Genomic DNA, 18,782 nt, shown 5'->3' with positions numbered 1-18,782 from the left:
ATAAAAGAAGGAGGGCCCTATGAGCAGAAGTACTGCCGGCCGCAAGGATGCATTCACATTCATCAAACAGCTGCTGCAAAAAATCAAAGCCGATGATGTCCAGGGGATCAGCGCACAGCTGACCTATTATTTGATTCTGTCGCTGTTTCCCTTTCTGATCTTCATTATGACCCTGATCGGGTATGCGAATATTTCCCTGGAGGACAAAATCCAGCAGCTGGAACAGGTGATGCCTGCCGAAGCCGTCTCTATTATAGAAGAGATTCTGCAGGATGTGTCCGAGGGACGCAGTCAGGCGCTGTTATCCTTCGGGATGCTGGCTACACTCTGGGCGGCTTCCAAAGGGGTCAATGCGATCATTAAAGGGCTCAACCGCGCTTACGATATTGATGAGAGCCGGGCCTTCTGGAAAATAAGAGGGATTGCCTTTCTCGCCACGCTTACGATCGGTTTTGTCGTGCTGCTCAGCATTCTGCTGCTGGTCCTCGGGACCTGGCTCAAGACACAGGTCTTCCTGTTGACGGATCTGCCCTACGGTTTCCAGAAGCTATGGGATCTGCTGCAATACGCTGTGCCGCTGCTGGTCATGTTCATTGTGTTCACACTGCTCTACTGGATCGCCCCAAGCCGCAGACTGGCTCTGCGGGAGGTCGTTCCCGGCGCGATGTTCTCGACCCTTGGATGGATTATTACATCGGTACTCTTCTCGGTCTACGTCAATCAGTTCAGTGATTTCACCAAAACCTACGGCAGTCTAGGGGGCGTAATGATTCTGCTCATCTGGCTGTATATCAGCTCGATCATTATCCTGGCCGGCGGCGAGATCAACGCGATCCTCCTCAAACGCAAAGTTGACCTAGCTACGGTAAAATAACCAGATCATCAGTAATTTTAACAGCAACTAATTTTGGGCTGCATCCGCTGGCATCAGAGGAATGCAGCCTCATTAGGCTCGTCTACCCTACAATTGGCACATTGTATTCGATTTTTCGCATACATTTGGCCCGTCTACCCTATTGTTGGCACATTGTATTCGGTTTTCCGCATACATTCGGCTCGTCTACCCTATCATGGGCACATTGTATTCGGTTCTTCGCATACATTCGGCTCGTCTGCCTATCGTTCTCTTAAGCCCCTACTCAAGGTGTCCGATTCCCGTACAACAAGACAGGCAATCCCCGCTGACGGGAGATTGCCTGATTGGAAAAAGCTATATGCTAGCTAGCGTCATTTTGCTTCATGTCTCAGTGATACCTCACCGGTTTTCCCTCTTCTCCTGCCGCTGCATCCGGATCAACAAATACTGTTCCGTCTGCAGCATCCGGCAGGTAAGCGCCCTCTTCCTTCAGGCGTCTGCGCAGCACGGATACATCCACCGCATGCACGTCATAACCGGGAAGCTCCGCGGCGAGTGCTGCGGCAATCCCGGCTGCTTCGCCCATTGCCAGACAGACCGGCATTACCCGGACACTCCCTTGCACTTCACGGACACAGGAGATGGAGCGCCCCGCGACCAGCACATTTTTCAATGAACGCGGGGTCAAGCAGCGGTACGGAATGCCGTGCGATTCTCCCGGACCGTAGCGTTTAATGACCTCCAGCTTACCTCCTGCCTGCTTCTCTTCCTTCTCAGTCCCATGGATATCAATGAAATAGCTATTGCGGCAGATTTCATCCGCGAAGCTGCGGCGGTTGACATAATCCTCCACACTTAGCACATAATCGCCGGTAATTCTCCGCGTCTCCCGTACTCCCATCAGCGAGCCGGTATTGGCTACGTAAGAGCTGCCGAACGCAGCAGGCATGAACTCGGCCAGTGCATCCCTGTAGACGGAGGCCAGCTTCCTTCCCTGCATCAATGCAGCGGATACGGAGAAGGCATCCGTATTATCCACATCCCACAGATGGCCGGCATTGAAGCCCACCGTTCGGGGAGCAATAACATTGTTGCAGATATGCGAATCCGGAATTAAAGGGAACTTCCCGGAGCCCAGAATATCGAAGATCGGGCTGGTTTTGTTGTTATTATGCAGCAGCGGACCGTTCAGATAAGCATATTCATCGACATTGCCAAGGGTAAAACAGTGCGTCGCAGGCATCAGCTCACCGGTTACGGTATCACCCTTGAGATATTCCGCTCCCGCCCAGGCCGCTACATCGGCATCGCCCGTGCAGTCGATATAGACCTTGGCCTTCAGCGCCTGCAGACCGTTCTTGCTGGCAGTGATTAGCGCCAGCACATGGCCTTCCTCATCCGCCTCCACGGAACCCAGCTGCGTATTGAACAGCACCGTGGCACCGGCTCCGGCTACCAGCTCATCATAGATGACCTTGAGCTTCTCCGGTTCGATCGGAACCCAGTCCATCGCCTCTTGGCTCACATGCGGCATCTGCGCCTTCAAGGCTTCAAACACCTTCATTGCCAGTCCCCGGTAGATGATCGTCTTCATGTCCGAGAACGGGCACCAGGCCGGCACTAGTCCCGATGTGCCCATTCCGCCCAGGCTGCCTGTCGCTTCAATCAGCAGCGTCTTTGCCCCTTCCCGGGCTGCGGCTGCGGCCGCCGTACACCCCGCCGGGCCGCCGCCCACAACGATGACATCCCAAGAATCCTGCAGCGGAATCTCACTGCTCCGCATCCTGTAGCTGTTCATCCTTTTACCTCCTAAAATGTTTTCTTTGACTCTATTTCTTCACTGTAGCATACCAGGCATTCACCTCTTTGGTGCTGGCTTCCCCGCCTGCAGCTTTGTATTTCCCGGCGAAATCAGCCACGGCATCCGGGGACTCTTCACCGACAATGACTTTAACGGCGAAATCATTAATCATCTGATTCAGCGAAGCATTGTTCTTCGAATATTCCGGCAGGGATGGTGCCAGCGCTAGCGGATCGGCAATTCTCGCTTCCGCCGGAAGCTCATTGTTCAGATAAGAGAAGCCTGCGAACAGCCGGGCATCCTTCTGCACCCGGGCCTGCCAATAGATCGGGTACAGCTTCTCGTCTATACCAGTCAGATAATTGCTGGCGTTGCCGCGTTCGTCCGTGAATAGCGGCAGGATCGGACTGTATACGCCGTCTTTATACGTATGATGTTTGCCTTCTTCACCGATGGCAATCAGCTTGAAGGTTTCTTTTTCCAGCTTGGCATTGATCCATTTAATCGCATCTTCAGGATGCTTCGCAGATTTCGGAATGAAGGTAATGCGGTCGAACCCGCCGCTCATGCCGAGGCCCATTTGTCCGTCTTTGCCTTTGAGGGCAGGAAGGTAAGCATATTTGGCATCAGGGAAGTTCTTGGTCAGGGCATCGGCAATTCCGGGAATATCATACCAAGGCAGCTGAATGACCCCAATCTTGCCGCTGGTGAATTTCTCCTTCAGGGTAGCATCCTTGTTCACGGCAAATTCCTTATCGAGCAGCCCCTGTTTATACAGACCGGACATGTACGTCAGATATTCCTTGAAGCCCGGATGCAGCGGGGCCGGAACCAGCTGGCCGTCCACCGTATTCCAGCTCGTGCCTATTCCGAAGGCACCGGTAATATTCGCCGTTGTTGCCAGTGCCCCGTCAATCGACATGGGGGCGCCGCTGTTCCCGGTTCCGCCCGGATCTTTTTCCTTGAAGGCCTTCAGCACTTCCGTGAATTCATCAAGCGTAGTCGGCATCTTCAGCCCCAGCTTGTCGAGCCAGTCCTGGCGGATCATCAGATCGGCACCGGCAAATTGCGAGGAGCTGTTGGGGATGCCATAGATTTTGCCGTCAATCTTCATCGCATCGAAGGAAGCCTGGGAGATGGAAGCCTTAATATTATCACCGAACTCCTCGATGAGCGGGGTAAGATCCACCAGCGCACCCATTTTTGCATAATCGGTATACACGGCTTTTTCACCGGAAATGGTAATGACATCATACGGCTCGGCAGAGGAGATCAGCAGATTGAGCTTATCCATTGCCTTGTCGGCGGGAAGCATCTCATACTTCACCTTATAACCGGTCCGCTCCTCGATCACCTTGGCCAGCGGATACGTATTGTAATCATCCTTCGACCACAGATTAAGCGATTTCAATTCTGGCTTGGCGGCATTCTCTGATGTTGCCGTTGCGGCAGTTGCTTCTGCAGAAGCCGGGGCTGCTGTTGAAGCGTTCTCCCCGCTGCTATTCGTGTTGTTAGATGAACCACAGGCAGTTGCCGCAAACAGCAGCCCGGTGCTCAGCAGGAGTGACAGCCATTTGGTCTGTTTCATTAAGATAACCCCCTATAAGTTTTGTGAGCTTAAGCTTCCAGTCTTACTTCATACAAAACTCGCCTCGGAAGCATACGCTACAAGCTATGGACGGAATAGTCCCTCAGCCCTTGACCGAGCCGATCAGCACGCCTTTGATGAAATACTTCTGCAGGAATGGGTATACGAACAGAATCGGAACCGTCGAAGCGACCACCGTTGCCGCACGTATGCCTTCCGGAGACATGTTCATCAGGTCATCCACACTTTTATTAACTGCGTTGGCGGCACTTGCATCCATCACCACATCCTGCAGATAGAGCTGCAAGGTCTTAAGCGCGGTATCGTTGATGTAGATCATTGGACCGAAATAATCATTCCAGTACCCGACAGCATAGAAAAGCGCAATCGTGGCAATCACCGGCATACTGAGCGGCAGTATAATCCGGAACAGAATGGTGTAAGTCTTAGCCCCGTCGATCCGCGCTGACTCCTCTAATGCTTCAGGAAGACTCTCATAGTAGCTTTTGATCACCAGCATGTTGAACACACTGATCATCCCCGGCAGGATAAGCACCCACAGATTATTGATCAGATGCAGCTGGCGCATCAGCAGGTAATTGGGAATGAGCCCGCCGCTGAACAGCATCGTAAAGATGAACAGCACCATGAAAAAGGAGATGCCCGGCAGATTCCGTTTGGATAACGGATAAGCCGTAAGTGCCGTCATCAGAATAGAGATCAGGGTGCCCGCTACAGTGACGACGACGGATACACCGAACGCCCGGATGAACATCGATGAAGAGATCACCTGTCTCAGGGTGTCAAGCTGGAAGCCTACCGGCAGAATGCCCACTTTTCCCGAGGTAATGGCCCATTCTTCACTGACCGATTTCGATAATACATTGACCAGCGGCAGCAGCATCATCACTCCGAGCGTGATCAGGAACAGGTAGACAAAGATATCGAGCAGCATGTCGCCTTTGGTTCGTTTCGTCATGGGTTATACTGTCTCCCTTCCCGTCTACCAGATTCCGCGTTTCAGCAGCTTCCGGCTGATATAATTTCCCGAAACGATGAGGATGAAGCCTACCACTGAGTTGAACAGGCCAACCGCAGTGCTGAAGCTGTAATCCATTTTGCCCAGCCCGATGCGGTAAACGAAGGTGCCGATGACATCCGCTGTCTCATAGACTACCGGATTGTACATGGTCAGAATCTGCTCCGTTCCTGCATCAAGCACCGAGCCCAGCCGGAGAATGAACATCAGCACCACAGTCGGCAGGATACCCGGCAGTGAGATATGCAGCATTCTGCGGATCCGCCCCGCCCCGTCAATGGAAGCCGCCTCGTATTGCTCCTGATCGATCCCGGCAATGGCGGCAATGAAGACGATCGCATTCCACCCTGATTCCTTCCAGCCGGCCGTAAAGACAACCACACTGCGGAAATAATCATTGCTGACAAAAAAGCTGACCGGTTCTCCGCCAAACCACTGAATGATATTATTGACCAGTCCGCCCGAGGTGGAGAGTATGGTGACGAACAACCCGGAGATAATGACCCAAGACAGGAAATGCGGGAGATAAATAATCGTCTGGATCGTCCGTTTGAAGAACATCAGCCTAACCTCGTTCAGTACCAGCGCGATGAAGACCGGCACCGGGAACAGCAGAACAATTTTGTAGACACTGATAAGCAGCGTATTCATGAATACCCTTCCGAATTCGTCCGATTGGATAAGCTTATGGAATTGCTCCAGCCCTACCCATTCACTGCCTCTGATGCCCTCGAAAATGTTAAAATCCTGAAAGGCGATCAGCACCCCGTACAGCGGTGTATATTTGAAGAGCAGCAGAAACAGCAGTCCGGGTATCAGCAGTACATAATAATCCCTGTTCCTCCAGGCGAGTCTCCACTTGCTTGCGGACCTGATTCGGGTTGCCGTAACCTTGCTCTTCCGGTTCAAATCCGTGACACTCCCACCCACTTTCACTCACCCCCATATGTTTGTGAGATGATTATACTGAGAAACCGGGGGGCTCTTGTAGGTGGTAATCTGATTATTTCTGGTCTTACGCGACTGTATATCAAGCAGGCAGATTATTCGAATGGAACCGCTTTAATTCTGATGTTAATTACAGTACCCATGCCGGGTTCTGTTTCAATGGACAGGCCATACCGGTTGCCGGCAAAAAAACGGATCCGCTCGTTGACATTATAGAGTCCGAACGACCCCGGCATCCCGTCACTGCGCAGCTCGGAGGAAGGCTCCAGCAGCAGCCGTCTGGCCTGCTCCGTGCTCATGCCCGCCCCGTCGTCAGACACCGCCAGAAGGATATCATCCTGCTCCCGGCGCGCTGTAATAGTGATATTCCCCTGCTTCCTGCGGGTTTTGCGGATACCGTGCAGCAGCGCATTCTCCACCAGCGGCTGGAGGGTAAGCTTGGGAATCATATACTGTTCAAGTCCAGGCTCTACTAGGACACTGAAGGTAAAAGTCGAAGGGAAGCGGTTCTGCTGAATCTCCATGAACACCTTGGCCAGGTTCAATTCATCGGCAAGGCTGACATTGTCGCGGCCCTGATTCAGGCTGAGCCGGAAATATCTGGCCAGCGCCTCAATCATCTCGCTGGTATCCTCCGCATCATGAGAGATCGCGGACCAGTTGATCATATCCAGCGCATTATACAGAAAATGCGGATTGATCTGGGCCTGCAGGGTTCTCAGCTGCGCCTCCCGCTCCTGCATCTTCGCCTGGTAGGATTCCTCCATCAGAATGTTGACCTTGTGGATCAGATGGTCCACACTGCGTTCCAGCAGCCGGAAGTCCCCGTCCGGCATTGTCCTTCTGTCCTCCAGCCAGCCGATGCCCTCCTTGCGGATCATCCGCAGAATCATCTGCACTCTGCGCTGCATGTTCTGCACGAGGAACATCAGCAGCACAAACACGAGTACCAGGAACATGACTGTGATCCCCGCCAGCGTGGCAATGCTGGTGAACTGATTCATTGCTGTTGCCCGGTGCGAAATCTCCGATTCAGAGACTTGGGAGATCATTTTCCACCCTGAAGTCCCGATCGTGGTATAGACCACATTAACCTCTTCACGCCCGAGGGTCCGCTTAACGATTCCCTCGTCCGATTGCTTAATGGTATCCAGCAGTTCATCAGGCAGCACACGCACCTCTTGCGCTCCGCTATCTCCTGTACTGTAGATCAGCCGGCCCTCACTATCCAGGAGATAAGGGGTGTAGGTGTCCGAGAACTGAAGCTCTGACATCACCTCCGCAATCAGATCCTGGGATACATCCATCACAAGTATGCCGATGGTCTCTTCATATGCCTTCGGATTGCGCAGCATCCGGGCGACTGAGAAAATCCTCTTCTCCCCGTAATCGATATAACTCTCATCATAAACCCCGGTCCAGACCATGCCGCCCCCGGCCTCCACCACCTGCTTGTACCACGGATACTGCTCCATATCGGATAGCGGGTACAGGTTCACCCGGTCCCCTCCATACATCCGGGAAGGATCAACAAAAAACCGCAGCCGGAAAATATCCTCATTCTCCTGGGCGGTTTCGGCTAAATTACGCAGCTCCTTAATCTGGTTAAGCTCATCGGTGATGCTGTCCTTCTGCTGCAGATTGCTGTAGAGCACCTGGTTCATGAAGACCGAATTGCTGCTGTCGCGGATATGATCCAGCTTATAGGTCAGATTCATTCCTGCCTGCTTAAGCGTCAGCTGCATCGTACTGGTGACCTCCTTCTCCAGAATCTCACTGGACCGCTGATAGAAGGAAGCCAGCATGACTGATACCGGCAGGAGAATGAGTATGACATAGGCAATCAGCCACTTCCGCGCCGCCAGAATCCCCTGCCCCAGTCCGGTCAAATAGCTCCAGCCCTTTTTCACTGCATCGCCTCCTTGTTGGGCATGCCTTCATTCTTCTGCAGCCTGGCCTTCACAGATTGCACACTGCTCATAGACTCTGCTCCCTGTAGGCGCTGGGTGTGGTTCCGGTCATTTTCTTGAACAGCTTGCTGAAATGGCTGGGATCGCTGTACCCGACGGCGTAACAGATTTCGTAAAATTTGTTCTGCGGGTCTCTCAGCAGCTTCTTCGCCTGCTCGATTCTGACCTTGGTCAGATATTCGAACAGCGTTTCGCCCGTTTCCTGCTTGAAGAGCAGCCGGACATAGGTCGGACTGAGATAGACGCCGGCTGCAATATCGGCTACCGTCAGATTCTCCGGATAACGTTCGCCAATCAGCTGCCGGACCCGCTCAATGACTTCGCTTGCCTTGCCGCTGCGCTTCATTGCGACGAAATCACAGGCCTGAAGCAGATAGCTTTCCGTGTATTCAAGCAGCTCCTGCATGGTCTCCTGGCGCATAACCTGTTTCCAGGCAGCCGTCTCACGCTTTTCCCATTCCTCCGTCATTCCGCCAAGCTCCAGCAGAACCTGGCCGGACTGCAGAATCAGATGCAGACTGACATTCTGCGCATACCGCGCACCTTGTCCCCGGTTCTGCCCGAGCAGACTGAAGATCTCCCCAAGCTCTGCCTGAAGACGTCCGCGGTCTCCGGATTTCAGGGCAGACCACACCCGCTCCCCCCACTCCGGCTCGTACCGGTAACGCAGATTCTCACCGCTCTCCCCGGAGGCGATATTGTCCATGGTCAGAATCCGGTTTTTGCCCAGATACCACTTCTGGTCAGCCGCATCCCTTGCCTGCTTGTAGGAAGACGGGATTTCCGGCAAGCGTTCAACCCTCTCGCCGACACCGATGGTTACACTAAGCTTCAGCCATTGCCGCAGATTGCTGCGGACCGATTCTGCCAGCACCAGCAGATCATTCTCGGGAGCTTCGCTGAACTCCTGCGGCTGCAATGATCCGGCCAGCAGAATCCCCACATATTCTCCGGGCTCCTTCTCAAACGTCACGCCGCGCATCTGCTTGTCAATCAGCTCTTGAATAATGTTCAGCACCGTATAGGACAGCAGCTGTCTGTCCTGCTCGCTGCGGGTGTCCAGCACCTGCGGCACATCATCCAGCAGAATCACCATGAGGATATAGCTGTCCGCCGCAAGCTGCGGCAGGCCGAGAAACTCAAGCTTGTCCTGAATATGCGCCGTATGGATACCATCGCTGATGACGGACAGCAGAAACTTCTCGCGCAGCAGCGGCATGCTCTGCGTCAGCTTCACCTGCATCTCCTTGATCCGCTTGCGCTCCTGGGTCTCCGCATCCAGCGCTGCGGTCACCTTGCCCATCACCACCGACAGCTCCTTGCGGCTGACCGGCTTAAAAATATAATCCGCCGCATGCATCTGCAGCGCAGACTTGAGATAATCAGCATCATTATGCCCGCTGATGAACACGATCTTGGCCTCCGGCAAAAGCGCCCGGACCTCCGCAGCCATGCGGATACCGTCCATTGACGGCATCTGGACATCCGTCAGCACGATGTCCGGCTTCAGCTCCCGGATCAGCTCCAGCCCCGTGTCGCCGTCATCAGCGGTTCCGATCAGCTTAATCCCCTGTGCCGCCCAGTCCACATAGGTCCGCAGCCCGTTCACCACCGACGGCTCATCATCCACAATCACCAGTGTTTTCATTTCCTTGTCCTTGTCCCCTTCAATATTGAATCTGTCCAGGTTAGACGGAGCGTGACGATATAATGGTGCATTTTGAGAGTAAATGGTTTTTACTGGATTGAATAACCTGCTGACCTGAAATTCTACATCCAAGGTGCATCTCCTGCATACAGGCAATAAATAAGGGTCCGATGTGTTCTGCGGACAGCGAATTAATGGCAGACTGAGAACCGGGAGCAGTCATACAGTAAGCAGACGATCTCCATATTGTATGCCGGGTGCAGAATGGCAGCACAAACAGCCGTTCCACCCGGACTCAGAATCCGTTATTTTGGGAAAAACAGCTGTTTTGCCGGCTTCGCGGACTGAGATTCCGCTATGGCCTGAATGATGGGTCTAATTCTGGTGTTCTAAGCTGAATAGGCGATTCTCAGTCCGCTTCATCTCTAAAGTGGCTGATTCCGGCAAAATAAGGTCCCTACAGTCCGCCACGGTTTGATGGAAGCAATCAGCATCTCAACTCTACATCACCAATCGCAACTCTCCCTCCCCCGATCAGCGCCTCCACTCCATAGCATCAAACCCCCTCTACCCTTCTTCACTCACCGTGTACGCCAAACAGGCGAGGGCTTCCACCTGCTTGAAGCCTTCACCAATATACAGAGCCTGCGCCTGTTCGTTCTCTGCATTCACACACAGGATGGTGCGCGCATACGACTGTTCTCCTGCGAACCGGAGTGCTGCCCGGAGCATAATTCTGCCCAGCCCTCGCCCCAGATATTCAGGCAATACTGCCAGCGGCCCGATACTCATGGCAGGCTCATCCCCATACTCATCGGCGCAGCCGCGTACAATTCCCACGGCTTTGCCGTTATGGTACAGTATCAGTAAACCGCCCTCTATGTAATCCGTTCCGCTGATCATCTGCTTCACCATTGCCGGTGTGGCCGGTGTCTCGTTGCCCTGTAGCCTGGCGAAACCGGCATTCCGCACCTCACACCAGACGGCTTCATCCGCTCCGCTGCGGAAGGGAATGAGCTCGTAACCGGCGGGCAGGCTGATCTCAGGAATATTTGGCTCCTCTCTTACGAGAACATAAGTATACCGCTCCACCGCAAACCGCACGGCTGCCAACGCCTCCATCGCCGCAGTATTTACGGCGGGAACAAACAGATTCAGCTTATCCATTCCGGCAGCATGGGGCAGAATCGCCTCCAGCAGAGCCTCGTATACTTTCAAATCGGCTGTGTCTGCATGAAAGATTCTGAACCTTGCCTTGTGCCCCCTGCGGCTGTAATCATTCAGAATGAGCGAGGCTGCCGCGGTAATTTGACCTGAGGAATTGGCAACAATATATGTAGGATGGTCCGGTGAAAGCGTGAACCCGGCAAGCTCCTCATCGATCAGATAAGAATCATCCAGTTCGCCACGGTACTTCCGGCAGAAATTCAAAAATGCCTCCACCCTGCTCTGTTCGAGTGCTTCAACTTTCATCATTCTCATCCTTTCCGTTTCAGCATTACCCTTCTAAAAATATCAAAATATTCATTTTGCGCAAAGGATAAAATAACACTATGAAACATTCACTGATTGCAGCCATTACCAAAAGCCCGCTCCGCACTTCGTTATACCACTTCACCCGGGCCCGGAATTTGCCCGCCATGGCTGCACTTGACGCATTGTACGCCTCAGCCGTATTAAGTCCGGCGCATGCAGCCGGAGTACGCCGTACTACAGCCCTCCAGGTACAATACGCCGGGCAGCCGGTTGTCCTGAATTCCCATCTGCGCATCACACCTGAAGCGATGGACCCGGACACAACCCCTGAGGAATTCCGTCTCTGCCTTGACCGCCATGTCTTCTTGTGGCCGACCTGGCGTGATTGTCTGGCGATGGCCGCGATGTATTCCCGCAGAGAGCCCGGCGAAGTTTTTGCCATCCTAAAATTCGACGCCAGCGAGCTGCTCACCGGACAGTTTGATCGGATCAGGCTGTCCAAATATGATTCCGGCAGCTCGCCCAGATTCCCGCACCGGATGTCCTACCGCAAAAGCTGCGGAATGCTGCTGCCCATTGCTGAGTTCATGTCAACAAACGGGCAGGCGATACCCACCAAACCATCGGAGATCAAGGAAGTGCTGGTCGAAGGACAAGTATCCCCGCTCAGCCGGTATTTGCAGACGGTCTATTGTTCGGAGCCGCAGCTGGTTCCTGAGATCTGGCAGCCTGTATGTCAACCGCTGGCTCTGACGGCACATTAATTGCTGCTAGCCTTGAAAATTATGTCACATCGTGATATAGTCACGTTATGACATAGTCACGGCTAGACATATTATATTCAAAGCCATGAGTTATGCACAATGAACTGGCGAAGCAGGTGATCGTGTTGTCCACAATGGATAAAGTGCTGAAAAAGTACGTGCCGATGACAGAGACGGCCTTCTATATTCTGTTGTCCCTAACCATACCCCGCCACGGCTATGGAATCATCAAGCATGTGGATGAGCTGTCTGAGGGACGGCTTAGACTGGGTTCCGGTACGGTATATGGAACTTTGACGAAGATGAACAAGGATGGACTGATTGTTGTATTCGCTGATGAAGAGAGAAAAACGGTGTACGAGGTGTCAGATCTGGGGAAAGCAGTAATGCGCGCAGAAATCAGCAGATTAAAGGAACTTCACCGCAATGCCATTACCAGTGAGGAGGAATTTGTATGAAAAGGGTATTTCGGCCTTTCTGGAGCTACGACCTGCCCAAGTCAGAAGCCTGGCTGGCCGATATGGCCAGCCGGGGGTGGGTGCTGGCGGAGTGGAATCTGCTGCGGCAGCAGTTTACGTTCCGGCAGGATGAGCCGGTCCGGCTTACTTATCAGATCGGTTATGCTCCATCCTCCCAGCCTTCCATGTCTTCCTCTCTTGCCGCTGAAGGCTGGAGCAAGCGCCTGCAGCAAGGCAAGTGGAGCGTCTTCGAGAATGATCGGCTGCCGTCACAGATTAAGGCATCCCCTTCCCGCAAGGATGTCTTGAGGCGAAACCGCAAAATCTCATACATTTTTATGGGAATACTTCTTTATTTGCTGCTCATTGCAATGATTCCGCTGATTGCTCTAGGCTTCTCCTTGACCCAGGATACTCCACTTCAGGTACAGCAAAGCCCTATGTGGGCGGTTACCTGGGCCGCAGCAGCCTTGGCTGTGATCCTGCTTGTACTTGCAATCTACTCTATTATTAAACTCCGGGCGGCCAGAAGGGCGTTACTCTCGGATTATGAGGACTTCGACTTCGAGAGGCCTTACGGACAACAGAAGCCGGCCGGCGTTACGATGACGAGGTTGAAGTTAGGCTGGATGTACGCTCCTGACCGGCTGGAGGAATGGCTGGAGGATAAGGAAAGGCTGGGATGGAGTCTGTATAAAATCGGCCCGGGAGGCACACTGTTCCATTTCAGCAAAGGCAGTCCACGTATAATGAAGTATCACGCCGACTATCAGGTCATAGGTGATGAAGGGTATTTCGAGCTGCACCGGCAGGCAGGCTGGAATAAAGTCTATAGCTCATCCTCTTCTCTGCAGAAATGGACCATCTGGAGCCGGGAGGAGCTGGATCGTGCTGAACAACCGGAGATCTACAGTGACCCGTATCACCGCTTGAAGCACGCCCGTAAAATTGCCATCAGCTATACAGTATTGTTTCTTCCGATGATTCTGCTCTACAGCCTGAATGTGACGGCATTTATTGACGGCATGCTGCAAGACGGAATCTCCGCTTCCCGGGCATGGAATACTTCACTTATGTTCCTCTGTATCCTGCTCTTCGGCTCGTTCGCAGGCAGAACCTGGCTGTATTACCGGCGGCTTAAGAAGCTGTAGGTATTGCACCGCAACAAAAGGCGTATACCGGAAGTCATGCTCCAAACGGAGCAGGCTTCAAGGATACGCCTTAAACATATGCTTACCATATTTCAGAAAAATTGCGGGTATTGCTTGGACATCACCTGTACCCGTTCCAGCAATGTATTGGAATGCTCCATCACAATCTTGCGCATTCCCTCCACATCACGCTTGCGGGTGGCCGCTACCATCTTCACATGTTTATCGATATCGGATTGCTGCACGCCCTCCATCTTGCCGTACAGCAGACGGATCCGGTTATAGTGCGAGGCTACCTCTTCAATTGTGAACCAGGATAGCTCTTCCCCGGCCGTCTGAAAGATCAGCTGGTGGAAACGATTGTCCTTGAAGTAAAATTCCCGGAAATATTTCTTATCCATATATTTCTTCTGTTTGTTAATCAGCTCTTGCATGGTATCCGCAACAAGCTCACTGCATTTGCGGATGAATTCATCAATCACGGCAGATTCAAGCGATGTGCGGATGAACCATTCCTCGCGGACCCGCTGCAGATCAATCTTAGAGACTACTGTTTTGCGCTGAGGATATATTTCCACCAGTCCAGACTGTTGAAGGCGGACTACTGCTTCCCGTACCGGTGTCCGGCTTACGCCATAGCGTTCAGAGAGCTTCTGCACACTGACATCCATTCCCGGCTCCAACGTCATATTCATGATGTCTTCTCTTATTTTATTGTAAGTTACATCATTTAGTGAATTACTGTTATTAATAATCTTCAACGGGTTCCCTACACCTTCCTGAACTCACTCCTAGTACATCACGATATATCTTCTCCGCACTGGCAGCATCATAGCTGTAATACAGCAGAACATCCAGAATAAACGGCGCGTAGCTGAGTCTATTCAGTTCCTGTGTAAAGGCCATGGCTCCCACTTCACTCAAGGTGCGTATTGTAGAATAATTCTTGAACCCAAGCAGGTTCCATAACAGAATTTTCTCAGTCCGGGTGTAGATTTCATGTGCAAACTGGTCTTCTACAAAATGAAAGATTTCGTGTCCAAGGATAGTATTCATTATACCAGCTTGCTGAAAAAGTTCAACTAGCGCCGGCTCTTCCTCCTGGACAAGCTCCGCCGCTCTGCGCACGGGCTCCTCCATAATTTCGATTGTGTACGGCGGGGTATAGCAGGCAAAAAGCACACGTTTCCCTGTCATAAGCGCACTTTGAAACTCTAGCTTCAGCTTCAATTTGTCCGCGATCACGCGGACATCACGGGTTCCGTATTCACGGATGATGCGCTGTGCGTAGGCTTTGCCGCAGGCTGTAGCTTTGGCAATCATCTCTGTCTTGGTTTCAGGCAGAATGCGCCGGTTCAGAATGTCCCTGGAAAATGCGTACAGCCCCCAAGCCTCATCCTCTACCTGCAGCAAATCACGCATCATAACTCCCAGCTTCATCTGCACCTGCATCTGCATGCTGCCTCCATTCTTCATTCCTTAAGATTAGCGTTAGCTCTGCTTAATATTGGCTGCTACAACGATAACCTCTGTATCCGGCTCAAATGTTGAAATTTCGATATCCATGAGCAGCTCCAGCTGTTCGAAATCGGAAGCGGTAAAGTCCATGACACGGGCGCCGATACACAGATAGAAGTCCGGCCGGGCAATCAGCTCCGTCTGATAGACCGCCATAGCCTCCCATAGCTTTTTGACCGCATTCAGATAGTCTCCGGCAGTCGTCTTGAGGGCCATCGCCCGGCCTCGTTGCACCTTAATGAACCCTTTGGTGTCCAGGATGCGGACGGCACCGGCTTCACCGGCTTTCTCAACCTTTTCGCCGAAAATGCTGACATATCTCGTTTTCTCGAGCAGCTGTGTCCGGTCGATGGAAATACGCATATCCTTCGCGGCCAGCTCACGGAGCTCCTCTTCATCACATTCCTTCAGCAGCTCGGTCGTCTTCACTTCCGTGGAGCCGGTAGCAATCGCGGTGACCTTGGAGGTCTGCGGATCAATATCAATATGAATTTCGATGCTTTCCGGTGTGGCTCCGCTCTGAATCGCCTTGTTCATCGCTTCCATTTTGAGTGCGGCAATCACTTCTTTGGAGGGTGACGGAATGATCCGCTCTACCACGTCCCGCACCATGGACAGGGCAACACCAATGGACGAGATTACCTCAGCATTCTCAGGGATGCTGTATTTCAGGCCCATTTTCTCAGAGAAATAGACGATCAGCGAAGCGGCTCCCCCGCCAACTCCCACCAGAGAGATCTGGTCTTTCTCCAGTTTGTATTTCTCGGCCAGCGACAGGATGATCGGTTCGATCTTCGCATACGCTTTTTCCATAATCTGCTTGGCAATATCTTCGGCCGTGGTACCGCAATAATCGGCTAAGGCCTGCATCGCCCGTCTGGCAGCTTCCACATTCCCGTAGGAGAAATGCTCCGGCTTCACCAGCCCAAGGACGTTTGCAGCACAGGAATTCGTGATCGTCACGCGCTCCCCGTTCTCCAGACGGATGGCCACATAATCTGCCGGATCGCCCGGTTTGGGCGAGAAAAACTCCACCTTGGCGCCCTTAATCTTGTCCGGGTCGGTAAAGACCGAATAATCCAATCCGCCGATATGCGCTGATCTGGGTCCGACATCCACCACTCCGCTTTTGTTCGCCCGGATCATTGAACCGCCAGCGACACCGAGCACACGCACATCCAGTGAATTGACATAGGTCGGATGACCGCCGACGATTGAATAGTCAATGGCCGGACGGCCGTTTTTGATAACACCGATATTGGTTGTGGTTCCCCCTACCTCGAAATACACACCGTTAGAGGCTCTTAGATACATCAAAGACCCCATAACTGAGGCAGCCGGACCGGACAGCATCGTAAGCACAGGACGTTTCTTCATTTCGCTGATTTCCATAACCCCGCCGTCGCCTCTCATGATCATCAGCGGTACATGGACGCCGGCTTCTCTTACGGATTGTTCCGTTGAATTGGCCGTGTCCAGCATCTTGGGCAGAATACTTGCGTTGATCGCTGCCGTTCTCGTTCTGCGGGTCAGACCATACAATTTCGTAATATCGGAGGCCATGGTGGTCGGGATGCCTTTTTTCTCCGCTTCTTTATATACAAGCTCTTCAGGTCTGCCATTATCTACGCCAAAAGCCATGGAAGGCACAATCACCTGTGCTCCCTGACGCTTAAGATCATCGATGACCTGCAGCACGGACGCTTCGGACATTTTTTTAATATTAATGAAGCTGTTGTAGATTTTGATCTCTTTGCTGTTGCCCAGATCAATGTTCTGCAGTTTGGTCTGACGTTTGGCTAGCCAACCTTCAAGGCCGCCCTTAGCCATGCCAATGATGCCAACCTGTGCGATATCGCCTTCAATCAGTGCATTGGTTGCCTGCGTCGTGCTGTGTGCAACGAAGACTACATCTTCCGGCTTGATGTTATTTTCCTTCAGACAATTCTGAAAACATTTCACAACACCGGCGGCTACACCTCTCACATGATCATGCGTAGTCTTGACGGACGATTTCCCGATAATTTCATGGGTTTCGTTGTCGATGGCAACTGCTTTTGTATGTGTTCCGCCGACGTCGATCCCCATTCTAACCATTTTGCCCATATGATTTCTCCGTTTCTCTTCATTAAATTGTATTGAAGTTTGAATAACCGGCTCCTGACGGACATAGGCGCAGCAGCCGGTTCTGATTGGACATAAGCGGTGCTACACTAGATTGCCGTACATGAAGAATACAATCGCGCAGAGAATAATCCCGATAATCCAGCCTGTAGGAATGGACATCTTCATGTACTCCTTGGCCGGAACCTTCGTATATCCGAAGCCCCAGGCCACCCAGGATTGGGTAACGTCCAAATGCTGCGGAGCTACTGTAGTGATGGCGAACAAAGGATACAGGAACTGTACAGGCCAGGCTGCTGTAGCCACAACTACTGCGAGAATGGCCGAACCGGAACCGACCAGGTTCATCGGGCCGCGGAAGAAGCCGAGCGGTGTCAGGATGGCGAATACGATACAGAGCAATAACGCTGTCTGAGGCATTGCACCATCAAGCAGTGTTTTGAAATAAGGCGAAGCATAAGTTGCCGCATTATTGAACATGGACAATGTGAGCAAGAATCCGATCATCGGTGCCACATCGATCGCTCCGTCGGAGAATTGCTTCGACAGCATTCTGCAAACGCTTGCAAAACCACCCTTTAACTTGCCGCAGGTCAGTAAGGCGAACAGACCGGCAACGATGAATCCGAAGATAATCGGAAGCTTGAACACCACTACACCGATTACCGGCAGGATGATGGAAATCCAGGAGATTGCAGGTGCGTCTACCGTAGTTCCGGCATCCGGAGTTGCCGCCCAGGCACGTGATACCTTTTTGTTCATCGACAGATTAGACACCACCAGAACAACGATCAGGGAGACAGCCATCGCAATCATGCCGAATTTGAAATATGTATTGTAGTCGTAGCTGGCATAACTTTCATTGGCTGTGGCAAAAATAGCCTGATACTGCTTGAAGTTAACAATGTTCCCGAAGATCCCCGCCATAATGGAGCCCATGAAGGAGAACAAGGCAATCGGTGAAGGTATGCCCAGTGACAGCATAATAGGCAGGACGATTACAGCAATGGAGATTACCGGACCGATACCGGTCATGGAGGTGAAGATTACTGCTGTAACAATACATAAGAGCGACATTGTGATTCTGGGTTTGTCTCCGCCGAGTTCTACCACCTTGCGGATCAGCGTAGCTGCAATTCCTGTGTCAATCAACACTCTGCCGAAGAAGGCACCGAAGAAAATGTTAACCAGAATCGCTTTACCGTAGTTCTCCGGCCCCGTCTGGAAGACGTTCGTCAGGACATCAATAAATGTCTTGCCCTCCATAACGGAGGTTGGATGAATGGAATTTCCGATCAGGGCAATCGATGTCCACAGGACCGACATGACGAAGAAGCCCACCATGAGGTTATACCCCTTGACGCAATACCACACCAATCCAAAAAATGATAAAACCATAATGAAACCGATTACAACATTAGCCACATCCACAAAATAACCT

The 18,782-nt window shown here is 52.3% G+C and carries 15 protein-coding genes; 4 read left to right on the top strand and 11 right to left on the bottom strand.

Features of this window, described 5'->3' with window-relative positions; all coding sequences use genetic code 11:
- Positions 1-19 precede the first annotated feature (19 nt).
- The gene (locus PBOR_RS12770; protein WP_042212115.1) at positions 20-874 is read left to right on the top strand and encodes a YihY/virulence factor BrkB family protein; all 855 of its coding nucleotides are present in this window, start codon (positions 20-22) and stop codon (positions 872-874) included.
- Positions 875-1,244: 370 nt separating this feature from the next.
- Here the strand turns inward: PBOR_RS12770 and PBOR_RS12765 are convergent, their stop codons facing one another.
- The 7 genes from PBOR_RS12765 to PBOR_RS35440 form a co-directional block, all read right to left on the bottom strand.
- On the bottom strand, positions 1,245-2,654 hold the full coding sequence (locus PBOR_RS12765) for an FAD-dependent oxidoreductase (RefSeq protein ID WP_081972021.1): 1,410 nt from the start codon (positions 2,652-2,654) through the stop codon (positions 1,245-1,247).
- Positions 2,655-2,685: 31 nt separating this feature from the next.
- Positions 2,686-4,245, bottom strand: a complete 1,560-nt coding sequence (locus PBOR_RS12760; RefSeq protein WP_042212113.1) for an extracellular solute-binding protein — start codon at positions 4,243-4,245, stop codon at positions 2,686-2,688.
- Between the two features lie 103 nt (positions 4,246-4,348).
- Positions 4,349-5,224, bottom strand: coding sequence for a carbohydrate ABC transporter permease (locus PBOR_RS12755; protein ID WP_042212111.1), 876 nt, complete (start codon positions 5,222-5,224; stop codon positions 4,349-4,351).
- Positions 5,225-5,248: 24 nt separating this feature from the next.
- Positions 5,249-6,160 carry an ABC transporter permease gene (locus tag PBOR_RS12750; RefSeq protein WP_042219332.1) on the bottom strand — a complete coding sequence of 304 codons (912 nt, stop codon included), beginning with the start codon at positions 6,158-6,160 and terminating at the stop codon, positions 5,249-5,251.
- A 167-nt stretch (positions 6,161-6,327) separates the two neighbouring features.
- On the bottom strand, positions 6,328-8,142 hold the full coding sequence (locus PBOR_RS12745; RefSeq protein WP_042212108.1) for a histidine kinase: 1,815 nt from the start codon (positions 8,140-8,142) through the stop codon (positions 6,328-6,330).
- Between the two features lie 67 nt (positions 8,143-8,209).
- Positions 8,210-9,982: a response regulator transcription factor gene (locus PBOR_RS12740; RefSeq protein WP_245648141.1), complete on the bottom strand. Its 1,773-nt coding sequence runs from the start codon at positions 9,980-9,982 to the stop codon at positions 8,210-8,212.
- A gap of 435 nt (positions 9,983-10,417) precedes the next feature.
- On the bottom strand, positions 10,418-11,326 hold the full coding sequence (locus tag PBOR_RS35440) for a GNAT family N-acetyltransferase (protein ID WP_167549536.1): 909 nt from the start codon (positions 11,324-11,326) through the stop codon (positions 10,418-10,420).
- 77 nt (positions 11,327-11,403) lie between these two features.
- On the opposite strand from PBOR_RS35440, the gene PBOR_RS12730 reads away from it, so the two are divergent.
- The 3 genes from PBOR_RS12730 (at position 11,404) to PBOR_RS12720 (ending at position 13,699) form a co-directional block, all read left to right on the top strand.
- Positions 11,404-12,090 (top strand): DUF7002 family protein, encoded by a 687-nt coding sequence (locus PBOR_RS12730; protein WP_042212106.1) that lies wholly within the window; start codon positions 11,404-11,406, stop codon positions 12,088-12,090.
- A gap of 92 nt (positions 12,091-12,182) precedes the next feature.
- Entirely contained in the window at positions 12,183-12,548 is a 366-nt protein-coding gene (locus PBOR_RS12725) for a PadR family transcriptional regulator (RefSeq protein WP_231575337.1), read from the top strand.
- Positions 12,545-13,699, top strand: a complete 1,155-nt coding sequence (locus PBOR_RS12720) for a DUF2812 domain-containing protein (RefSeq protein ID WP_042212104.1) — start codon at positions 12,545-12,547, stop codon at positions 13,697-13,699. Before PBOR_RS12725 ends, PBOR_RS12720 begins: the two co-directional genes overlap by 4 nt.
- A gap of 92 nt (positions 13,700-13,791) precedes the next feature.
- On the opposite strand, the gene PBOR_RS12715 is transcribed toward PBOR_RS12720, so the two are convergent.
- The 4 genes from PBOR_RS12715 to PBOR_RS12700 form a co-directional block, all read right to left on the bottom strand.
- On the bottom strand, positions 13,792-14,460 hold the full coding sequence (locus PBOR_RS12715; RefSeq protein ID WP_039309052.1) for a GntR family transcriptional regulator: 669 nt from the start codon (positions 14,458-14,460) through the stop codon (positions 13,792-13,794).
- Positions 14,447-15,175, bottom strand: a complete 729-nt coding sequence (locus PBOR_RS12710) for a hypothetical protein (RefSeq protein WP_042212102.1) — start codon at positions 15,173-15,175, stop codon at positions 14,447-14,449. Before PBOR_RS12710 ends, PBOR_RS12715 begins: the two co-directional genes overlap by 14 nt.
- Before the next feature lie 15 nt (positions 15,176-15,190).
- Positions 15,191-17,323: a hydantoinase/oxoprolinase family protein gene (locus tag PBOR_RS12705; RefSeq protein ID WP_042212099.1), complete on the bottom strand. Its 2,133-nt coding sequence runs from the start codon at positions 17,321-17,323 to the stop codon at positions 15,191-15,193.
- A gap of 102 nt (positions 17,324-17,425) precedes the next feature.
- Positions 17,426-18,772 (bottom strand): citrate transporter, encoded by a 1,347-nt coding sequence (locus PBOR_RS12700; protein ID WP_081972019.1) that lies wholly within the window; start codon positions 18,770-18,772, stop codon positions 17,426-17,428.
- Positions 18,773-18,782 lie beyond the last annotated feature (10 nt).

The sequence above is a fragment of the Paenibacillus borealis genome (assembly GCF_000758665.1).
GTDB lineage: Bacteria > Bacillota > Bacilli > Paenibacillales > Paenibacillaceae > Paenibacillus_AQ > Paenibacillus_AQ borealis.
The sequence above is the reverse complement of the archived record's forward strand: the minus strand, read 5'-3'. Positions and strand labels throughout refer to the sequence as shown.

Coding starts and splice junctions, on each gene's coding strand:
- PBOR_RS12770 (WP_042212115.1), top strand. CDS start 20: ATGAGCAGAAGTACTGCCGGCCGCAAGGATGCATTCACATTCATCAAA.
- PBOR_RS12765 (WP_081972021.1), bottom strand. CDS start 2,654: ATGAACAGCTACAGGATGCGGAGCAGTGAGATTCCGCTGCAGGATTCT.
- PBOR_RS12760 (WP_042212113.1), bottom strand. CDS start 4,245: ATGAAACAGACCAAATGGCTGTCACTCCTGCTGAGCACCGGGCTGCTG.
- PBOR_RS12755 (WP_042212111.1), bottom strand. CDS start 5,224: ATGACGAAACGAACCAAAGGCGACATGCTGCTCGATATCTTTGTCTAC.
- PBOR_RS35440 (WP_167549536.1), bottom strand. CDS start 11,326: ATGATGAAAGTTGAAGCACTCGAACAGAGCAGGGTGGAGGCATTTTTG.
- PBOR_RS12730 (WP_042212106.1), top strand. CDS start 11,404: ATGAAACATTCACTGATTGCAGCCATTACCAAAAGCCCGCTCCGCACT.
- PBOR_RS12725 (WP_231575337.1), top strand. CDS start 12,183: ATGCACAATGAACTGGCGAAGCAGGTGATCGTGTTGTCCACAATGGAT.
- PBOR_RS12720 (WP_042212104.1), top strand. CDS start 12,545: ATGAAAAGGGTATTTCGGCCTTTCTGGAGCTACGACCTGCCCAAGTCA.
- PBOR_RS12710 (WP_042212102.1), bottom strand. CDS start 15,175: ATGAAGAATGGAGGCAGCATGCAGATGCAGGTGCAGATGAAGCTGGGA.
- PBOR_RS12705 (WP_042212099.1), bottom strand. CDS start 17,323: ATGGGCAAAATGGTTAGAATGGGGATCGACGTCGGCGGAACACATACA.